Consider the following 17,881-nt stretch of genomic DNA (forward strand, 5'->3'; position numbering starts at 1 on the left):
CCCCGTCATCGTGATACCGCTCTCCGATCCAGCCGTCCGGTCAATCGCCGTGATGGAGTCGCATGAAGGGTTCGTCGATCTCGCCGCATTCGACGAACGCATCGCCGTGGACCTCACGCCCGATGCCGCCGCAAACGCGAGCCCGCATTTCCGGAAGGTGCGGCGCGGCGTCGCCGAACGGCTGGTCGCCGCCGCGCACACGCTGCCCTCGGGCCTGCGCCTGTACGTCAAGGAAGGCTATCGCCCGCCCGCGCTTCAGCGCCAATACTTCACCGGCCATCTCGCGCATTTGCGCGCGACGCTGCACCCGCCGCCGTCCGACGATACGCTGTACGAACTGGCGAGCCACTACGTCGCGCCGCCCGACGTCGCGGGCCACCCGACCGGCGCGGCCGTCGACCTGACGTTGATGTCGGCCGACGGCGCCGAACTCGACATGGGCTGCGTGCTCGACGCCACCGATCGGGAATCGTCCGGCGCGTGCTACACGCACAACGCATTCATCAGCCGGAAGGCCGCGCGCCATCGTCACACGCTGATCGCCGCGCTGACGGGCGCCGGCTTCACGAATTACCCGTCGGAATGGTGGCACTGGTCGTTCGGCGACCGCTATTGGGCCGTCATTCAGAATGAATCGCACGCAATTTACGGCGCGGTGGAAGAAAGCATGCTCGACGAAGGTGCGCGATAGGCGCAACGCCGGCCCGACAGGCGCGCATCGGTATCATCCGCACTTGCCGATCCCCGCTCGCTCTCGCACAATTCCGGCAATCGCCTCACTCCCCCCGCGCCGATGTCCTACGCATCACTCACCACCGGCGTCCTGCTCGCCGGCGGCCTTGGCCAACGCTTCGACCCGAGCGGCGTGCACAGCAAGCTGCTCGCGTTGCTTCCCGACGGCACCCCGGTTGCGGTCGCGGCCGCCCGCCATCTCGCGGCCGCCACGGCCAGCGTGATCGCCGTCGTGCGTCCCGGCGCCGAGAAACTCGCGATGCTGCTGAACGACGCCGGCTGTCACGTGGTCTATGCGCCCGACGCCCTGCGCGGCATGGGCGCGAGTCTCGCGGCCGGCGTGCGCGCGACACCCGAAGCAAACGGCTGGCTCGTCGCACTCGGCGATATGCCGTGGATCGCGGCCTCCACCTACGAAGCCGTCACACGCGCGCTCGACGGCGCCGACGCGTCGATCATCGCGCCAGCCCATCGCGGCGTGCGCGGCCATCCGGTCGGCTTCGCCGCGCACCACTTCGACGCGCTCGCCGCCCTCGACGGCGACACGGGCGCCCGTGCGCTGTTCGCCGGCGCACCGGTCAGGCTGCTCGACGTGGACGATCCCGGCATCCTGCGCGACATCGATACGCCGGCGGATTTGCGCTGACCGCAAGCGTACCGGGTCGGGTCGGGCCGGCGTCGTATCGCATGCCGAGGCTCCTGGCCCGCATCAATCCGCGAATTTCACCGACGATCGGCGCCCAACACGAGAATCCGGCTGCAAACGCATGCCCGATTGCCTATAACGGAGACGAGGCGCGCCTGCCGCGCCGCCGCCGTCATGCAATCCGCGAGCGCCCCATGACCGATCACACGCCCTCGACGCCCGAACCACCGGCCGACCCGAACCGCGATCCGGAAAACGATCCGCTATCGCCGCCGTCGCCGGGCCATCATCACGACAACCCGCAGCAGCCCGACGGGCCGCCGAGCAAGGACCCGGTCTAGCGGTACGTTCACCCGGTTCCGCCACCCTTCGCGCGCGCCGGCCGCCAACGGCACCGGCGCGCTCCCGGGCGCCACGCACGCCGCCCGGGCGGCCGCACCGGCGCTCAAGCGGCCGCGTGCTCGCGCGCCGTACGCGCCTCGTACGCCTTCAGGTGGTTGTACGCAATCCGCAGCAGCGACAGCGCATCGGCCGCCTGCGGATCGCGGCGCGCGAGCAGGTCGCCGATCACGTGATCGGCTTCGACGCGCGCATGGTTCTCGACGTCGCGCAGCATCGATGCGGTCAGCGGCGACGGCGTCAGCACCATCCGCTGCATCCGCTCGATCGCCGTCGGGTCGGGCCGGTGGCCGTTGTGTTCGGCAATCGCGCTGCATTCGCCGAGCATCGTTTCGAGCAGACGGCGGCCGTCCGGCGCGGCGAGGATGTCGCCGACCGAGCCGCGGAACAGCGACGTGCTCGCGGCGAGCGTCGCGAGGAACACCCACTTCTCCCACATCCGCGCGGCGATGTCGTCGCTGAGCGTCGTGTCGAAGCCCGCGCCGCCAAGCGCCTCGGCCACCGCGCGCACGCGCGGCGACTCGCCGCCCGCAAGCTCGCCGAACGACACGCCGTGCGTGTCGTTCAGGTGCACGATGCGCTGCTCGCGATCGAGCGTGGCCGCGATCACGCACAGCCCGCCCAGCACCTGCGTGGCGCCGAACCGCTCGCGCAGCACGTCGAGATGGCGCATCCCGTTGAGCATCGGCAGGATCAGCGTCTGCGGCCCGACGAACGGCGCGAACGACGCAATCGCGTCGTCGAGGCTGTACGCCTTGCAGCTCAGCAGCACGAGGTCGAACGGCGCCACCCCGGCGCCCGCATCGCCGGCGCGCACCGTCTGCACGTTCGCGAGCGTCAGGTCGCCGTGCGGGCTGCGGATCAGCAGCCCGTCGCGCGCCAGCGCGGCCGCGCGGCCGTCTCGCACCAGAAACGTCACGTCGCGCCCCGCCGCGGCCAGCCGGCCGCCGAAGTACCCGCCAACCGCACCGGCCCCTACCACCAGAATCCGCATCGCTGCCTCCTTTCGGTTTCATTCGGCGGCGCGCCGCCGCCCACGGCATCCGGCGCGCGCACATTCGACGCGACAGTATAGCGACCCTTTTTATGCATATGCATAGATACCCGCGTCGGCGTCGAAGGCATTGCGAGGGACCGGTTCCTAGGGATAACCCGCCTACGGCGGGATAACTTTCGCGCCGTCAAGACACTTATCCCGTCACGCCGCCCCGGCGAGCATCCCTCGACTGACCGACCACACACCATGCGCAACCTTTCCCTGAATCAGAAACTCGCCTCGATGATCGTCATCCTGTGGCTCGGCCTGCTCGTGATCGCCGGGCTCGGCGCATGGCAAACCCGCACCTCGATGATCTCGGACCGCCGCGACCAGCTCGCGTCGCTGGTCGCGCAGGCCGCAAGCGTGACCGACCACTACTACAAGCTGTCGCAGCAGAACGCGCTGCCGGAGGCCGATGCGAAGCAGAAGGCGCTCGAGGCGATCGCCGCGATGCGCCACGGCGCCGACGGCTACATCTCCATCAACGATTCGAAGCCCGTGATCGTGATGCATCCGATCAAGAGCGAACTCAACGGCAAGGACGTGTCGAATTTCACCGATCCGAACGGCAAGCACCTGTTCGTCGAGATCGTGAAGGCCGGCAACGAGGAAGGCGGCAAGGGTTTCGTCGAGTATCTGTGGCCGAAGCCGGGCGCCGACAAGCCGCAGGAGAAAACCAGCGCCGTGCAGCGCTTCGCGCCGTGGGACTGGTACATCGTGACGGGCATGTACATGGACGACGTGCACTCGGCGGTGCTCGCGAGCGTCGGCCGCTGGCTCGCGATGACCACCGTGCTCGGCGGGATCGCGACCGCCGTGATGGTGCTGGTGCTGAAAAGCGTGCGCGCGAACCTCGGCGGCGAGCTCGAGACCGCGCTCGACGCCGCGCAGCGCATCGCGCAGGGCGACCTGACCGCGCGCATGACCGTGAAGCACGACGATCACGGCAGCCTGCTGCATGCGCTGCACACGATGCAGGGCGGGCTGATCGACATGGTGTCGCGGGTGCGGACGGGCACCGAGAACATCAACGTCGGCGCGAGCGAGATCGCGTCCGGCAACACGGACCTGTCGCAGCGCACCGAGCAACAGGCGGCCGCGCTCGTGCAGACCGCATCGAGCATGGACCAGATGACGGCGAACGTGAAGCAGAACGCGGACAGCGCGGCGCAGGCCGCCTCGCTCGCCGACCAGGCCGCCCAGGTCGCGACGCGCGGCAGCGCGGTGGTCGACGACGTCGTGCGCACGATGCACGAAATCACCGACCGCTCGCACAAGATCGGCGACATCATCGGCGTGATCGACGGGATCGCGTTCCAGACCAACATCCTCGCGCTGAACGCCGCCGTCGAGGCGGCGCGCGCGGGCGAACAGGGCCGCGGCTTCGCGGTGGTCGCGGCCGAGGTGCGCTCGCTCGCGCAGCGCTCGGCGACGGCCGCGAAGGAGATCAAGTCGCTGATCGAATCGTCGAACGAAACGGTCGGACACGGCGCGACGCTCGTCACGCGCGCGGGCGAGACGATGGCCGAGATCGTGCAGTCGGTGCGGCGCGTGAACGAGATCCTCGACGAGATCAGCCATGCGTCGCGCGAGCAAAGCGCGGGAATCGAGCAGGTCAATCGCGCGGTGGGCGAGATGGACCAGGTCACGCAGCAGAACGCGGCGCTCGTCGAAGAGGCCGCGGCCGCCGCGCATTCGCTGCGCGATCAGGCCGAAGCGCTGCGCGACGCGGTCACGCGGTTCGCGCTGCCGGCCTGATCGCACCCGCGCGGCGCGCGCGGACTCACACCGCCGCGCCGGACGACGGCGCGGCCGCCCCGCCCCCCAGCCCCAGCCCGGCCGCCCGCTGGATCAGCTCGACGTCGTTGTTCGCGCCGAGCTTCTTCATCGCGCTGATCTTCTGCGCGCTGACCGTCTGCTTGCCCTTGCTCAGGCGCTGCGCGATCGTCTTGATCGGCACGCCCGACAGATACAGGCGAATCACCTCGATCTCGCGCGCCGACAGCTTGACCGGCGCCTCGCGGCGCTCGTCGAATGCATCGACCGTGCGCCTCACGCGCGGCGACAGGTAGCGCCCGCCGCTGTAGCTCGCGTGGATGGCCGTGACGATATGGCCGACTTCGTCGAACTTGCTGACCACGTTCACGCCGCCGAGCGCGAGGATCGACCGGAAGATCAGCGGATTCTCGTTCGCGACCAGCGCGACGATCCCGACTTCCGGACGTGTGCGCCGCAGCCAGTCGAGCAGCGCGAGGCCGTCCATGTGCCCCTCGCCGGGGATCGCGTAGTCGATCAGCACGACATCGCAATCGACGCCGCCGAACGTCGCGACGAGTTCGGCCGTGGTGCGGTAGACCGCGACGAGCTCGATCGCGCAGGTGCCGCCCGCGACCTGCTCGATGCCGGCCAGCGTCAGCGGCCAGTCGTACGCGAAGACGATGCGAACATTGAATTTCCTCATGCGCAGTTCCAGGTGGTTCACCGGCCGCGCGACGCGGAGCGCGCGCGGCCGGCTTGGCGTTGAAAGGACGTTCGGGATATTTTTAGCCCGAAGGTCGATTCTAGGAAGCCACGCGCACGCGGGATATCGGACGGCATCTGGATCGGGCGTCGGGGACGTAATACGAGTTTGATATTTGCGCCGGTTCACGCGGTGGGCGGCCGGCGTCGGCCGCCATCGGCCGAATGGCCGGCGTTGCGCGCGGCACGGGCCACGCGGCCGGCCAGCAGGTAAAATCGCATCCTTTGCATGCCACGCCGGGCTCGCCGGCGGCGACGCCGCGCCGATGCCGCGCGCACGCCGCCCGTTCACCGGCTGCCCGTACTCCGCGCTTTCCCCATGACCGAATCCGACCTGCAATCCGACGACACCTCCATCCACGAAAGCGGCCTCTGGCGCGACAACGGCTGGACGGCCCGCATCATCAAGAACGAAGACGACGACGGCTGGGCCGTCGAGATGATCAAGGACGGCGAGGCCGAGCCCGCGCTCGTCGGGCCGTGGACCATGGGCCGCGACAAGAAGAACCCGAAGCCGATGGACGCGAACGCGTTCCGCACGCTCGTGAAGACCGCGACCGAGGTGCTGATGCGGCACGAGCAGCAGCGGCGCGCGATGCTGCACAAGGAAGTGACCGTCCAGGACGAGAACGGGCAGGATGTGTCGGTGACGCTCGACATCGTGCCGGACGAGTTCGAGCCGTATGCGCAGCTCAAGGCCTTCGATCCGTACGGCGAGCCGCTGGCCGACGCGAAGGTGTCGGCCGGCTTCAGGCTGAACAAGGCCAGCGCCGGGCGCTGGGTCGCATCGGGGTTCGAGCGGCCGGCCGACTGAGCCCGCCGCGCGGCGCGCCGGGCCGCCCGATCAGGCGCCGGCGCCCGGCCGCGCGTGCCGCAACCGGCGCGCCGCCAGCTTGCGCCGCACGAGCTGCTCGAACTGCCGCGTCGCGACCTCCGGGTCGCGCGCGGCCAGCCCGAGCGCGTTGCGCACGAGCTGGATCGGCGTCAGCACGACGCCCCACGGCAGCCCCCACCAGCCGAACGCGGCCGACGCCAGCAGCGCGACCGCCTGCTTCCTGCGGCCGCAGCGCCGGCAGCACACGTGGCGCTGCGTCGCCCAGCGCGTGACGAACAGCAGCGACACGACGCGATGCGACGCATGGACATCGACCGGGAGGTCGTCGCGACGGCAGATCGGGCACGGCCCGTAACGCCAGTCGTGCACGTATTCCCAGACCTTCGCGTCGGGCACGCGCTCGGCCTCGACGACGATCGGATGCGCGTGCGCGCACGCCGGACGGCAATAGCGGCGGCCGTCGATCGTCCGCCCGCCGGCCAGGAACGTCCTGCCGCAGTGACTGCACTCTGCCACGGTAACCTCGGATAAGCGGGATGCGCCGCGTGCCGGCCGCGCGCGTCGCGTCGCATCGCGCCGGCGGTCCGGACGGGCCGTTTCCTGTCTTAACGGCGGCCGCCGCGCGGTCTTGAGCGGCGGCGCGGGCCGGTCAGCCGTGCAGCCCGTGCGCGGTCATCAGCCGATACAGCGTCGCGCGCGAGATGCCCAGCTCGGCCGCGACATCCGCATGCTGGTGGCGGTGGCGCAGCAGCGTTTCCTCGATCGCGTGCCGCTCGGCCTGCCGGCGCGCTTCCGCGAGCGTCGGCGGCTGCCCCGACGTGTACTGGTGCAGTTCGAGATCGGCGGCCGAGATCATCGGGCCGTTCGTCATCACGACCGCGAAGCGGATCCGGTTGATCAGCTCGCGCACGTTGCCGGGCCACGAATAGTTGTGGATCGCCTCGACCGCGCACGGCAGGAAGCCGCGAATCCGGTGCGAGCTGTCGCCGCGATAGCGCCGCAGCACATGGTCGGCGAGCAGCATGATGTCGCGGCCGCGCACGCGCAGCGGCGGCTCGTCGATGCGCAGCACGCACAGGCGGTAGTACAGGTCGGCGCGGAACCGCCCCGCCTGCATCGCGGCTTCGAGATCGACGTGGGTCGCGGACACGATGCGCACATCCACCGGAATCGACGCATGCCCGCCGAGCCGCTCGATCCGGCCTTCCTGCAGGAAACGCAGCAGGCTCGCCTGGCTCTCGAACGGCATGTCGCCGATCTCGTCGAGAAACAGCGTGCCGCCGTGCGCGGCCTCGATCCGGCCGATCTTGCGCTGGTGCGCGCCCGTGAACGCGCCGCGCTCGTGGCCGAACAGCTCCGCCTGCAGCAGCGTCGACGGAATGGCCGCGCAATTCACCGCGACGAACGGCGCCTCGGCGCGCATCGACTGCTGGTGGATCGCCGCCGCCGTCAGCTCCTTGCCGGTGCCGGATTCGCCGGCGATGAACACGGTGGCATCCGTGTTCGCGACCTTGCGGATCGTCGCGAACAGCCGGCGCATCGCCTCGCACGAGCCGATCATCGCGCCGCCGGGCGGCGCCGCATCGGCGGCCGGGGCGCCGTCGGCCAGCTTCAGCATCCCGTAGGCATGGCCGACCAGATAGCCGATCGTGGTGTAGGCCGTCGCATTGCGCACGAAGTCGAAACAGCAATGACGGATCAGGCGCGCGATCGCGAGGTCGCGCAGCCGCTCGTCGTCCGCGAGCGCGACCCAGCCGACGCGCGGGTCGCGCAGCAGCGCCTCGAACGACGCGACGTCGGGCGACCCGAAGCTGGCAAAATCGACGACGCCCGCATGCGGGCGGTTCGCCCTGACGAGATTCAGTGCGTCCGCAACGGTTTTCGCGCGCCACACGTCCCAGCCGCGCGACGCGAGACAGTCGACGAGCGCGGCATCGTGCTGCTGCGACAGATAGACGAGCGGCCGCGCCGGCACGACATGGTTGCGCCGGACGGCGACGAACGGCGCCGCGCCCGCCTCGCGTTCGAGATCCTGCGGGCCCGACACCCTGATCTGGCAGCAATGGTTCACGATGGCCTCGTCGTGTAGGTTGATTGTCGAAACGGCCGTGGCCGGATCGCGCATCGCGGGGCTTCGCGGTCCCGCGGCGCGGCGCCGGGCCGTCCCCGGACCGACGTCCCGCTATCGGCAGAAAACGACGCGCTGCGTGTAGATCTGCGGCTCGACGACCGGCTTCGCGGATCGGTCGAGCTCGTCGCGAAAGGCCCGGTAGGTCTTGCCGTTCACCGTCACTTCCGCCGCGCGGGCGGTCTCGATCGTGTTGAGCTCGTTGTGCTGCCACCCGCTCACCCGATCCGCCGCCGTCAGGCTGGATTCGCCGGCGATCTTCTGCGTGATCGCGCTGCCGTCGCTCCAGGGCATCGACTGCATGTCCTCGGCATGCTGCATCGCGCCGATCGTCTTGCCGGTCGGCGCCGGCCCGTTCTGCGCCTCGAACGGCACGCCGCGGCCGTACACCGGCGATCGCCACGATGGCGCGTGGCCCTCCTCCGGCATCATGTAGATCATCTGCGGATCGCCGATCATCACCATCGGCGCACATGCCGTGTTGTCCGCACGACCGAGCGTCGTCAGCGCCTGGTCGAGGCTCGCGGCCGTCGCGGCGGTCTGCTCGCCCAGGATGACGAACACCGCAGGGTTCTGAAACACCGCCTGCGCAGCGGCTTGTGCGCTGTACAGCAGCAGAGCGACCAAAAAGATCCTCATGATTGAGGCCTCCTTGCATCCTCGTCAGGCAAAAAGAGGTGTTGACCTCGGGGATGGGACCAACACCCGTCAAACAGGAAACGACCGTCGGGCAGCGGGTTCGGGCGGCTCCCGTGCGGCCGGCATGCGGCCGCACGGGGGAGCACCGACCCGCGTGCTTACGACGACGTGCTCGTCGACATGACGGCCGGAGCCGGTGCGACCGGGGCAGCCGGAGCGGCTTGCTGGTCGACCGGGGCCGCCGGCAGTCCCTGCGCCGGATCGGACAGCGCCGGCATCTCGGCGGGCTGCGCCGCGGGCTCGTCCGGCACCTTCGCGTCGGCCGCCGGCATATCGGCCGGCATGTCGGCCGGCGCCGCGGCTGCGGCAGGCGGCACGGCTTCCGGCGCGGGCGCTTCGGCGGCGACCGGAGCCGGCTCGACAGCCTTCGCATCGGCCGCCGGTTCGGGCATCGCGGCCTTCGCGTCGGCGGCAGGCGCCGCGTCGACGGCAGCCGCGGCCGGAGCCATGTCGGCAGCCGGCGCGGCAGCGGCCTGCGCTGCGTTGTCGGACGCGGCCGGCATCGGTTCCGGCGCCTTGTCGGCAACGGGCTGAACGGGCGCGGGTCCCGCATCGACGACAGCCGGCGCGGGTTGCGGCGCCTGATCGGCAACCGCCGGCGCGGGTGCGGGCGTCTGGTCGGCAACAGGCTGCACGGGCTCGGATGCCTTCGTGTCGGCGACCGGTGCGGCAGGCGCTTGCGACGCCTTGTCGGCGACAACCGGAGCGGCGATCACGGCGGCAGCCGGCACGGCGGCCATCGCGGCCTCCGGCGCGACCGAAGCCGCAGGCGCGGCGACCACCGCGGGCGCAGCGGCGACCGCCGGTGCGGCTGCGGCCACGGCGGGCGCGGGTGCGGCAACCGCAGGCGCTGCGGCAGCCACTGCCGGTGCTGCCACGGCCGGTGCGGCTGCGGCCGGCGCTGCGGCGGCCACTGTGGGCGCGGCCACCGCCGGTGCGGCTGCGGCCACTGCCGGCGCTGCGGCGGCAACCGCGGGCGCCGCGACTGCCGGCGCGGCTGCGGCGACAGCCGGCGCTGCCGCTGCCGGGGCCACGGCAACCGGCGCCATCGACGGCACAGGTACCGGCACCGGCACCGACACGGGTGCCGCCTGCACTGCGGTCGTCGCCACCGGGCGGGTCTGCGCGGGCGCCGGCGCGGCGGAACCGAGCGGCGGCAATCCCATGCGGTCGCGCACGATCGGATCGCGGTACTTCAGATCGTCCGCAACCGTCGCGTCCGCGCTCGGCGCCACGTTCGAACGGGCGAGCGGCGCGGTCGTGCCCGGGCACAGATGCCCGGTCGCTTCCACCGCGCGCCGGTTCGCGTCGCTCTGGCAAAGCAGCGCCAGCGCGACGTCGGTCAGGCCCATCGCACGGAATTCACGCGCATCGAGACGACGCACGCAGGCCTGATCGACCAGCGTCGTGCCGCCCGTCGCGCCGAACCCCGGGAACGACACGCCGACGCTCACCGATCCCATGCAGGTGTCGGACAGCGTGGTCGTGAGGCCCGGCGCCTGGATCGCGGGGTTCGTCTTGATCGTTTGGGTGCCCGAATAGTTGACGTTTTCCGCCGACTGGGTGTTGTATGCGCTGGTGCCGGGCGCGCCGGCCGACTGCAGCGAACTCGCGCTCTGTGGCGTCAGGTTCGAGCCGCCGCTCGTGCTGGAAGGCACCGTCACGTTCACGTTCACGCTCGAATTCCCGCTGCTGCGCACCCCGCTGGAGCTGTTGGCGTTGCCGCCGCGCGAACTCGTGGTGTTCGTGTTCGTGTTCGAGCTCATGCTCGAACCGCCGCCCTGGCTGACCGCCGTCGACGACGTCGATGACTGCGCATTCGAAGTCGAATCGGCGGTTTGCGCTTGAGCCCCGATCGTGGTCATCGCGAACATCGCCGCACATGCCACCTTGATCCTGTTGCTGTTCATTTCACTCTCCGGACGAGGTTTGACCTCCCACCCAGGCAACCGTATTAATTCCCCTGAATCCCTTCAGCTTTGCGTGCTTCCCCGAACTGCTTCCAGCCGTTGCCCAGCTGAGACCACGAGGCCGCCGACATGCCCTGCCACTGCTGGGCGTTCGGTTCACCGATGGCACTGCCCGAAGAAAGCGTTTGTTGTTCTGACGGTTTGGTTGTCTGGTCAGGGCTGTTTGACGTCTGCAAATTCGATTGCACGTCGTCGGCAATACGGTCGACGCCATACGCCGTCAGAGACGCGAGCATCAGAGCGGCGGCAATCAGTTTCTGCTTCATGCCAACTCCTTACGTGACAACAATGTGGGAAAAGAGACCAGCGTCGCAGGGAAACTGGTCCCCCCACACCTGACTAATGACTGCTGCCGGTCGCACTCGAACTGGCCTGGCTTCCGCCCGATGCGGACGGCGAGCCGGCCGAACCGGTACTCCACACGGTCGACGAGTTGGTGTGATCCGCGCCTGCGATCGAACCAGACCCACCGCTACCGGTTACCCCGGCGGCGCCCGCGTTGGCATTACCCTGGTCGTTCGCGCTGGTGGCCGTGTACTTGTTCGCGCCGAGTACGATCGTGGCGCTCACTCCTCCCGACAACGCGTTCGCGTTTTCGCTCGTGCTGCTGTTTCCACCGTACGAGCCTGCGGCACCGATACCGCCGCCTGCCGCGAATGCGCCCCCGTTCGTGCCTGAACCGCTGGCCGTCGAGGTCGAGTCGTGATAAGCGGATGCCGTGCCGGCGGAACCAGCGGGTGTCACGGTACTGCCTGCGCTTGCACCTGCCGTCGACGTCGAGTTGCTGGTATAGCTGCCGGAACCGACCAGCACCGACCCGGATACACCAGCCGCAACGGATTGCGTCTGGTTGGTCGTGGACGAACCTGCTGCCATTGCAACCGACGATAAGACGGTAAGCGCTGTCGCTAATATGACTTTGGCTTTCATAGCAATTCCTTGCTGTGAGGAAGTTCGGCGGTGGCGGAGCCGGGCTTGCCCCCCATCGGGCGACACCCGGCATCCGTACCGCCAGCCAATGACGAACGCTACGCGTCGCGGCTTAGTGGTGCGTCGTCCAGCCGATCGAGCCGGCATTCGCGCCGCTGGTGCCGCCTGCTTGCGCGCCACCGAAGCCGAAGCCGCCAACCGACGACGATTGGGTGTGGCTCGTGTACGAGATCGAGCCGCTCCCCGGACCGCCGGCAACTGCGCCTGCGGCGCCGAGTGCCGCGCCCGAATCGGTTGCGGCGAACGTGCCGAACCCGACAACGCCAGCTGCCGTCGAACCGCCGCTCGACGCACTGCTGCTCGACACCGTGCCGCTACCTGCGAACGCTGCACCCGAAACCGCCAGAACTGCTGCTGCAATCAGAAGCTTCTTCATGGTCGACTCCATAACGGCGTGGACAGAATGAATCAGGAAGATCGCACGCCATCAACCTTCCCGATTTGAGCAATCCTCAAAAATAAGGATCACTATCCAATTACAAGAAACCTGCATCCATTTCAATTGCATTCTTTTGTTATTTTGACCAGCCGAAGTTTAGGCTCGCATTTTTAAGTAATCCAAATTTTTCTAGTAAGTGTTTTCTATTATTTTTAAGACGATTAGGTCTTTAACAGAAAACACTATTTGCATTCAAGCCGGAAAGATTCCCCCATCCATCCGGATCGCGACACCCGATACCCCGCCGGACGGCATGCCGATATACGGCCTCCCGTTCCGGAATCGAAATGCGCGAATACATCGACCACCGCAAAATGCAGCGCCGCTCAAAATGCGCCCTTTATCGGCGCGGCGACGGCCCCGCATTGCAGCCAGGTGGCATGTTTTCTCCCTGAGCTGTCGACGAAAGGTCTTCCGGATGATCCGGCCGACTGGAGATCGATCTAGTCCGGCCGGCGCCGGTATTGGCCGGGCGCGACCGAGACGGTCCGGTACGGACGAAGGGGAAGCGGCATCAGGCTGTCTGGCACGAACAGCCCGATCCGTCCGGGTGAGCTGAATGAATGCGAGTACCGCTGTCGCCCGCCTGTCGCAAGGCGCGGCAGCCGCGCCAGCACGCGAAGCGCGCGGCGGGCAAGAAACCGGTACGGAGCGACCCGCGAAGCAGGCACCGCGTCGCGAGCAATACCCCGATGTTTCCGACTACCCCACGGGGGCGCAAAATATGCGCCGATCAAGCTACTGCTTATAGTCTTCATCGCCGTTTCCCCGACTGCTTATTGACGAGTTGGTCGTCCACTTGTTCGTTACGCCGTGTCGACCGCTCGCCGGTGCGTCCAGTACCGCAAGCAGCGTGCCACGCGTTATTCCACCGCCGATTGCGCGCGGCAAACGGCCGCTACACCGGCACCCGCCGTCGGGAACGGCATTTTTTGTTTCAGGAATGTATCGCATTCACGCTTCGACGCCCGCTGCGATCCACGCACGCCGCAATGCAAGCGCCGGATTAGACGGACGAATCCGGTGCGCGGGCACGCCGCGGGCGGCCACGTGAACGCGTGTTTCAAACTTGAGATGGACGCCGTCTCGCAGGCCGGGCGGCGCGCGCCCGGCCGCCCGCGAACCGCGGGTCGCCGCGCAAGCGGCCCGCCGTCCCGCCACGACGAATGAGAATCGATTCGCTCGCCGCCGGGCCGCGCGAACCGGGCGCGACCGCCGCCGATACGCCACCGGCACGCGTTCGCATCGACGGCCCAAACGATTTTGATTCATTCGTGAAAATGCCGACGCGATCAGATGTCGATCGAACAGCGAAACCGGCTAAAAAGAAGAAATCCGGATTACGCGCGTAACAATCAAAACAAATGAAAACGCATCATCCAGCCACGGTCGTTCACATCAATTTTTCACTTTCATTGACCCCGGCTTTCACACGAGAAATCGCGCGACACACGATTCACGCAGGCAACATTTTCAATCCTTTATTGACGAATTTCTCATCGTTGAAACATGTCCGCCTCATGTATTTCATGACGAGGTTCATCCCGTAAAAGCCTGATTCATCGCGCGTTTGATCGGATCGAATCGGCGCGCCCGGGCAATCGGGCGCGTCGCTTTCCTGTCCCCACGATTCATGCGTGAAACAGAAGCCCGCGCGGCGCGCGGCGATCGCGCGATGGTGCGCGCGCACAACGGCGCTGCGCCGCCGCTGGCATGCCGATTGCCTGATGCACCGCTCATCGAGCGGCGCGCCACGGCAAAAAAATACGGGCGACGGCCCGCTCGTCAATCGGCATCTCGGGGATACGGCGATGAAGATCACCTCTGATCGATCGACGCTTGCGTCGTTCAAGCAGCAACGGGGCTGTCAACGCAACCGGAGCGCCTGTCGCGGCGCCTCGTCGACTTCGGCACATGCGAACCGGCGCCTGCCGAAACGCTGCCCGTGCAGCGGAATGGAGCGCGTGCGCGCGGCCGTCGAGCAGATCGACGCCGGGCTCCCGGCGCTGAACGACGAAGGGGAAAGCCATGAATGACAGGGTCGCGCTCGAAACGCGCGCCGGTCAGCGCGTCCTCGTGACGGGCGGCGCCGGCTTTCTCGGCAGCTACGTGTGCGAACGCCTGGTGATGGAAGGCGCGTCCGTCACGTGCATCGACAGCCTGCTGACGGGGCGCAAGCTCAACGTCGCCGACCTGAAGGCATCCGGCCGCTTCGAGTTCGTGAAGGGCGACGTGTCGCTCGGGCTGCCGCACCTGCAGGTGGACGAGATCTGGAATCTCGCGTGCGCGGCGTCGCCGCCCACCTACCAGATCGATCCCGTCCACACGATGATGACGAACGTGCTAGGCATGAACCACTGCCTCGCGCTTGCGCGCAAGACGGGCGCGCGCGTGTTCCAGGCGTCGACCAGCGAGATCTACGGCGACCCCGGCGTGCACCCGCAGACGGAAACCTATCGCGGCAACGTGAACACGATCGGCCCGCGCGCGTGCTACGACGAAGGCAAGCGCGCGGCCGAGGCGCTGTGCTACGACTACTACCGCACGCACGGGATCGATGTGCGCGTCGCACGCATCTTCAATACCTACGGGCCGCGGATGTCGCCGCGCGACGGCCGCGTCGTGTCCAACTTCATCGTCGGCGCGCTCAACGGCGCGCCGCTCGAGATCTACGGCGACGGCCGGCAGACGCGCTCGTTCTGCTTCGCCAGCGACCTGATCGACGGCTTCTTCTGCCTGATGAGCGCCGAGCGCAACATCGGCACGCCGGTCAACCTCGGCAACCCCGGCGAATTCACGATGCTCGAGCTCGCGGAGAAAGTGCTCGCGATGACGGGCTCGACCTCGGAGATCGTCTTCCGGCCGCTGCCGATCGACGACCCGCACCAGCGCAGGCCCGACATCTCGATCGCCGCGACCGAGCTGGGCTGGCGGCCGAGCGTCGATCTCGGCGAAGGCCTGCGCCGCACCGTCGACTATTTCAGCCGCGAACTGTGGCTCGAACCGGTGCGGCACGTGACCGGGGCAGCGGCATGAAAGTGCTCGTGACGGGCGGCGCCGGCTATATCGGCAGCCACACCTGCAAGGCGCTCGCGGCGGCGGGACACGAGCCGGTCGCCTACGACAACCTGTCGACGGGCCATCGCGACGCGGTGCGCTGGGGGCCGCTCGTCGCGGCCGACATTCTCGATCGCGACGCACTATCGAAGGCGTTCGCGACGTACCGGCCCGACGTCGTGATCCATTTCGCCGCGCTCGCCTACGTCGGCGAATCGGTGCTGGCGCCCGAGCGCTATTACACGGTCAACGTCACGGGCACCTGCACGCTGCTGAACGCGATGCACGCGGCCGGCATCGGCAGGATCGTGATGTCGTCGTCGTGCGCGACGTACGGCATCCCCGACCGGCTGCCGATCTCGGAGCGCACGCCGCAGATGCCGATCAATCCGTACGGCTTCACCAAGTACGCGATGGAGCGGATGGCCGCCGATTTCGAGCGCGCGTACGGGCTGAAGTGGGTCGCGCTGCGCTACTTCAACGCGGCGGGCGCGGACCCCGACGGCGAGATCGGCGAGTGCCACGAACCGGAAACGCACGCGCTGCCGCTCGCGATCCGCGCGGCACTCGGCACAGGCAACGCGTTCCAGGTGATGGGCACCGACTACCCGACGCCCGACGGTTCGGCGATTCGCGACTACGTGCACGTGAGCGACCTCGCCGACGCGCACCTGAAGGCGACCGCCTATCTGTGCGGCGGCGGCCACAGCGTCGCGCTGAATCTCGGCACCGGCCGGGGGACCTCGGTGCTCGACGCGCTGCGCGCCGTGGAAGCCGTGACCGGGCGCGGCGTGCCGACGGTGAAGGTCGCGCGCCGCCCGGGCGACCCGCCCGAGCTGTACGCCGACGCGACCAAGGCCGCGCTCGTGCTCGGCTGGCGGCCGCGGTTCACCACGATCGAGCACATGGTCGAACACGCCGCGGCGTGGTTTCAAAAGGCGTTGCAGGTCGAATCGGGAAAATAACCGGGCACGCTTCACGGAACGCCCGTCAGGGGAACCACCATGAATGTGCGGATCGCCATCGTTGGCACAGGCTACGTCGGGCTCGTAAGCGGCGCGTGCTTCGCGGATCTCGGGCATGACGTCGTCTGCATCGACAACAATCGCGGCAAGATCGACGCGCTCAACGAAGGGCGCATGCCGATCTACGAACCGGGCCTCGACGCCGTCGTCGCGCGCACCGTCGAACGCGGCACGCTGCGCTTCAGCAGCGATCTGGCGGCGAGCGTGCGGGACCGCGACGCGGTGTTCATCGCGGTCGGCACGCCGACGCTGCCGGGCACCGATCGCGCGGACCTGCAGTACGTCGAGGCGGCCGCCCGGGAGATCGCGTCGAACCTGACCGGGTTCGCGGTCGTCGTCACGAAGTCGACGGTGCCGGTCGGCACCAACCGGATCGTCCAGCAGATCGTCGAGCGCTGCGCGCCGGACGGCGTCGCCCCGGCGATCGCGTCGAATCCGGAGTTCCTGCGCGAAGGGTCGGCGATCGACGATTTCATGCATCCGGACCGCGTGGTGTTCGGCGCCGAGCATCCGCGCGCGGTCGAGATCATGCAGGCCATCTACGCACCGCTCGAAGCCATGGGCCATCTCGTGTTCGCCACCGGGATCGAGACGGCGGAGCTCGTGAAATACGCGGCGAATGCGTTCCTCGCGGTGAAGATCAGCTACATCAACGAGATCTCGGATCTGTGCGAAGCGGTCGGCGCCGACGTCGAGCTGGTCGCGAACGGCATGGGCCTCGACCGGCGCATCGGCGCGTCGTTCCTGAAGGCCGGCCCCGGCTGGGGCGGCTCGTGCTTCCCGAAGGACACGCGCGCGCTGAAGGCGACCGCCTCCGAGTACGCGGTGCCGCTGCGCATCGTCAGCGCGGCGATCGAAGCGAACGCGCTGCGCAAGGAGCAGATCCTGCACCGCATCGAAAAAGCCTGCGGCGGCACGATCAGGGGCAAGCGCATCGCCGTGCTCGGCCTCACCTTCAAGGGCCAGACGGACGACGTGCGCGAAAGCCCGAGCATCGACGTGATCCAGCTGCTCGTCGGCGCGGGCGCGCACATCCGCGCATACGACCCGGCCCGGCCGCACGAAGCGTCGCGGCTGCTGCCGCAGGTGTTCATGGAAGGCTCCGCGATCGACGCGGTGCGCAGCGCGGACGCCGTCGTCGTGATGACCGAATGGAAGGCGTTCGAGGCGCTCGATCTCGCCGACCTCGCGGATCACATGGCCGATCCGGTGATGCTCGACATGCGCAACCTGTTCAGCGAACGCCTGGCCGTCGACAGCGGCTTTCGCCGCTACGAACGCGTGGGCTGCTCGTGCGGCGAGCGCGCGCCGGCGGACCCGGCGCCGGAACCGCGGCACGCAAGCGAGGATCCCCGGCCGCCGCGCGGCCTGCTTCAGGAATGATGGTCCTACCTCCACGGGA

At 68.4% G+C, this 17,881-nt stretch carries 21 protein-coding genes; 11 read left to right on the forward strand and 10 right to left on the reverse strand.

Translation table 11 applies throughout. The features are described 5' to 3' along the window. The first annotated feature begins 52 nt into the window (after window positions 1-52). From GQ57_RS12200 to GQ57_RS43315, 3 genes are all read left to right on the forward strand, one after another. Entirely contained in the window at window positions 53-691 is a 639-nt protein-coding gene (locus GQ57_RS12200) for a M15 family metallopeptidase (protein ID WP_052001270.1), read from the forward strand. A gap of 102 nt (window positions 692-793) precedes the next feature. Next, entirely contained in the window at window positions 794-1,378 is a 585-nt protein-coding gene (locus tag GQ57_RS12205) for a nucleotidyltransferase family protein (RefSeq protein ID WP_034197984.1), read from the forward strand. 194 nt (window positions 1,379-1,572) lie between these two features. After that, the gene (locus tag GQ57_RS43315) at window positions 1,573-1,719 is read left to right on the forward strand and encodes a hypothetical protein (protein WP_174923098.1); all 147 of its coding nucleotides are present in this window, start codon (window positions 1,573-1,575) and stop codon (window positions 1,717-1,719) included. A gap of 104 nt (window positions 1,720-1,823) precedes the next feature. Here GQ57_RS43315 and panE read toward each other — a convergent pair whose 3' ends face one another. Next, window positions 1,824-2,771 carry a 2-dehydropantoate 2-reductase gene (gene panE / locus GQ57_RS12210; RefSeq protein ID WP_034197985.1) on the reverse strand — a complete coding sequence of 316 codons (948 nt, stop codon included), beginning with the start codon at window positions 2,769-2,771 and terminating at the stop codon, window positions 1,824-1,826. A 249-nt stretch (window positions 2,772-3,020) separates the two neighbouring features. Between panE and GQ57_RS12215 the strand changes: the two genes are divergently transcribed. Beyond that, window positions 3,021-4,574, forward strand: a complete 1,554-nt coding sequence (locus GQ57_RS12215) for a methyl-accepting chemotaxis protein (protein ID WP_034197986.1) — start codon at window positions 3,021-3,023, stop codon at window positions 4,572-4,574. A 25-nt stretch (window positions 4,575-4,599) separates the two neighbouring features. Here GQ57_RS12215 and GQ57_RS12220 read toward each other — a convergent pair whose 3' ends face one another. Continuing rightward, window positions 4,600-5,277 carry a response regulator transcription factor gene (locus GQ57_RS12220; protein ID WP_031400171.1) on the reverse strand — a complete coding sequence of 226 codons (678 nt, stop codon included), beginning with the start codon at window positions 5,275-5,277 and terminating at the stop codon, window positions 4,600-4,602. Between the two features lie 378 nt (window positions 5,278-5,655). Between GQ57_RS12220 and GQ57_RS12225 the strand changes: the two genes are divergently transcribed. Beyond that, a complete protein-coding gene (locus GQ57_RS12225) occupies window positions 5,656-6,150 on the forward strand; it encodes a hypothetical protein (protein WP_034197987.1) in 495 nt (164 codons plus the stop codon). Between the two features lie 30 nt (window positions 6,151-6,180). On the opposite strand, the gene GQ57_RS12230 is transcribed toward GQ57_RS12225, so the two are convergent. From GQ57_RS12230 to GQ57_RS43045, 4 genes are all read right to left on the reverse strand, one after another. Further along, window positions 6,181-6,687: a hypothetical protein gene (locus GQ57_RS12230; protein WP_031400173.1), complete on the reverse strand. Its 507-nt coding sequence runs from the start codon at window positions 6,685-6,687 to the stop codon at window positions 6,181-6,183. 133 nt (window positions 6,688-6,820) lie between these two features. Continuing rightward, a complete protein-coding gene (locus GQ57_RS12235; RefSeq protein ID WP_031400174.1) occupies window positions 6,821-8,242 on the reverse strand; it encodes a sigma-54 dependent transcriptional regulator in 1,422 nt (473 codons plus the stop codon). Between the two features lie 111 nt (window positions 8,243-8,353). Next, window positions 8,354-8,938 carry a hypothetical protein gene (locus tag GQ57_RS12240; protein ID WP_031400175.1) on the reverse strand — a complete coding sequence of 195 codons (585 nt, stop codon included), beginning with the start codon at window positions 8,936-8,938 and terminating at the stop codon, window positions 8,354-8,356. Between the two features lie 158 nt (window positions 8,939-9,096). Further along, window positions 9,097-10,656: a chemotaxis protein CheA gene (locus GQ57_RS43045; RefSeq protein ID WP_160257519.1), complete on the reverse strand. Its 1,560-nt coding sequence runs from the start codon at window positions 10,654-10,656 to the stop codon at window positions 9,097-9,099. Between GQ57_RS43045 and GQ57_RS43680 the strand changes: the two genes are divergently transcribed. Beyond that, window positions 10,643-10,846, forward strand: coding sequence for a hypothetical protein (locus GQ57_RS43680; RefSeq protein ID WP_160257520.1), 204 nt, complete (start codon window positions 10,643-10,645; stop codon window positions 10,844-10,846). The genes GQ57_RS43045 and GQ57_RS43680 overlap by 14 nt on opposite strands. A 106-nt stretch (window positions 10,847-10,952) precedes the next feature. On the opposite strand, the gene GQ57_RS12250 is transcribed toward GQ57_RS43680, so the two are convergent. From GQ57_RS12250 to GQ57_RS12260, 3 genes are all read right to left on the reverse strand, one after another. Further along, window positions 10,953-11,234 (reverse strand): hypothetical protein, encoded by a 282-nt coding sequence (locus GQ57_RS12250; RefSeq protein ID WP_031400177.1) that lies wholly within the window; start codon window positions 11,232-11,234, stop codon window positions 10,953-10,955. 73 nt (window positions 11,235-11,307) lie between these two features. Further along, window positions 11,308-11,898 (reverse strand): hypothetical protein, encoded by a 591-nt coding sequence (locus tag GQ57_RS39235; RefSeq protein WP_075122969.1) that lies wholly within the window; start codon window positions 11,896-11,898, stop codon window positions 11,308-11,310. Between the two features lie 112 nt (window positions 11,899-12,010). Beyond that, window positions 12,011-12,334: a hypothetical protein gene (locus GQ57_RS12260; protein WP_031400179.1), complete on the reverse strand. Its 324-nt coding sequence runs from the start codon at window positions 12,332-12,334 to the stop codon at window positions 12,011-12,013. Window positions 12,335-13,563: 1,229 nt separating this feature from the next. Between GQ57_RS12260 and GQ57_RS41585 the strand changes: the two genes are divergently transcribed. Beyond that, window positions 13,564-13,749: a hypothetical protein gene (locus GQ57_RS41585; protein ID WP_152601790.1), complete on the forward strand. Its 186-nt coding sequence runs from the start codon at window positions 13,564-13,566 to the stop codon at window positions 13,747-13,749. 104 nt (window positions 13,750-13,853) lie between these two features. Here the strand turns inward: GQ57_RS41585 and GQ57_RS43685 are convergent, their stop codons facing one another. After that, window positions 13,854-14,186: a hypothetical protein gene (locus GQ57_RS43685; RefSeq protein WP_235215052.1), complete on the reverse strand. Its 333-nt coding sequence runs from the start codon at window positions 14,184-14,186 to the stop codon at window positions 13,854-13,856. Window positions 14,187-14,208: 22 nt separating this feature from the next. On the opposite strand from GQ57_RS43685, the gene GQ57_RS43690 reads away from it, so the two are divergent. The 4 genes from GQ57_RS43690 to GQ57_RS12280 are packed head-to-tail and all read left to right on the forward strand — an operon-like array spanning window position 14,209 to window position 17,862. After that, window positions 14,209-14,433, forward strand: coding sequence for a hypothetical protein (locus tag GQ57_RS43690; RefSeq protein ID WP_235215053.1), 225 nt, complete (start codon window positions 14,209-14,211; stop codon window positions 14,431-14,433). Then, window positions 14,426-15,433: a UDP-glucuronic acid decarboxylase family protein gene (locus GQ57_RS12270; protein WP_034197989.1), complete on the forward strand. Its 1,008-nt coding sequence runs from the start codon at window positions 14,426-14,428 to the stop codon at window positions 15,431-15,433. Before GQ57_RS43690 ends, GQ57_RS12270 begins: the two co-directional genes overlap by 8 nt. Then, a complete protein-coding gene (gene galE / locus GQ57_RS12275) occupies window positions 15,430-16,419 on the forward strand; it encodes a UDP-glucose 4-epimerase GalE (protein WP_034197990.1) in 990 nt (329 codons plus the stop codon). Before GQ57_RS12270 ends, galE begins: the two co-directional genes overlap by 4 nt. A 39-nt stretch (window positions 16,420-16,458) precedes the next feature. Next, window positions 16,459-17,862: a UDP-glucose dehydrogenase family protein gene (locus GQ57_RS12280; protein WP_034197991.1), complete on the forward strand. Its 1,404-nt coding sequence runs from the start codon at window positions 16,459-16,461 to the stop codon at window positions 17,860-17,862. The last annotated feature ends 19 nt before the right edge of the window (window positions 17,863-17,881 follow it).

This window comes from Burkholderia sp. MSh2 (assembly GCF_000731655.1).
Taxonomy (GTDB): Bacteria; Pseudomonadota; Gammaproteobacteria; order Burkholderiales; family Burkholderiaceae; genus Burkholderia; species Burkholderia paludis.

What these genes read in the sequence shown, in the direction of transcription:
- GQ57_RS41585 (WP_152601790.1), top strand. Translation starts at nt 13,564, where the DNA reads ATGAGAATCGATTCGCTCGCCGCCGGGCCGCGCGAACCGGGCGCGACC.
- GQ57_RS12260 (WP_031400179.1), bottom strand. Translation starts at nt 12,334, where the DNA reads ATGAAGAAGCTTCTGATTGCAGCAGCAGTTCTGGCGGTTTCGGGTGCA.
- GQ57_RS12220 (WP_031400171.1), bottom strand. Translation starts at nt 5,277, where the DNA reads ATGAGGAAATTCAATGTTCGCATCGTCTTCGCGTACGACTGGCCGCTG.
- GQ57_RS12215 (WP_034197986.1), top strand. Translation starts at nt 3,021, where the DNA reads ATGCGCAACCTTTCCCTGAATCAGAAACTCGCCTCGATGATCGTCATC.
- GQ57_RS12270 (WP_034197989.1), top strand. Translation starts at nt 14,426, where the DNA reads ATGAATGACAGGGTCGCGCTCGAAACGCGCGCCGGTCAGCGCGTCCTC.
- GQ57_RS43690 (WP_235215053.1), top strand. Translation starts at nt 14,209, where the DNA reads ATGAAGATCACCTCTGATCGATCGACGCTTGCGTCGTTCAAGCAGCAA.
- GQ57_RS12250 (WP_031400177.1), bottom strand. Translation starts at nt 11,234, where the DNA reads ATGAAGCAGAAACTGATTGCCGCCGCTCTGATGCTCGCGTCTCTGACG.
- galE (WP_034197990.1), top strand. Translation starts at nt 15,430, where the DNA reads ATGAAAGTGCTCGTGACGGGCGGCGCCGGCTATATCGGCAGCCACACC.
- GQ57_RS12280 (WP_034197991.1), top strand. Translation starts at nt 16,459, where the DNA reads ATGAATGTGCGGATCGCCATCGTTGGCACAGGCTACGTCGGGCTCGTA.
- GQ57_RS12225 (WP_034197987.1), top strand. Translation starts at nt 5,656, where the DNA reads ATGACCGAATCCGACCTGCAATCCGACGACACCTCCATCCACGAAAGC.
- GQ57_RS43315 (WP_174923098.1), top strand. Translation starts at nt 1,573, where the DNA reads ATGACCGATCACACGCCCTCGACGCCCGAACCACCGGCCGACCCGAAC.
- GQ57_RS12200 (WP_052001270.1), top strand. Translation starts at nt 53, where the DNA reads ATGGAGTCGCATGAAGGGTTCGTCGATCTCGCCGCATTCGACGAACGC.
- GQ57_RS12205 (WP_034197984.1), top strand. Translation starts at nt 794, where the DNA reads ATGTCCTACGCATCACTCACCACCGGCGTCCTGCTCGCCGGCGGCCTT.
- GQ57_RS12240 (WP_031400175.1), bottom strand. Translation starts at nt 8,938, where the DNA reads ATGAGGATCTTTTTGGTCGCTCTGCTGCTGTACAGCGCACAAGCCGCT.
- GQ57_RS39235 (WP_075122969.1), bottom strand. Translation starts at nt 11,898, where the DNA reads ATGAAAGCCAAAGTCATATTAGCGACAGCGCTTACCGTCTTATCGTCG.
- panE (WP_034197985.1), bottom strand. Translation starts at nt 2,771, where the DNA reads ATGCGGATTCTGGTGGTAGGGGCCGGTGCGGTTGGCGGGTACTTCGGC.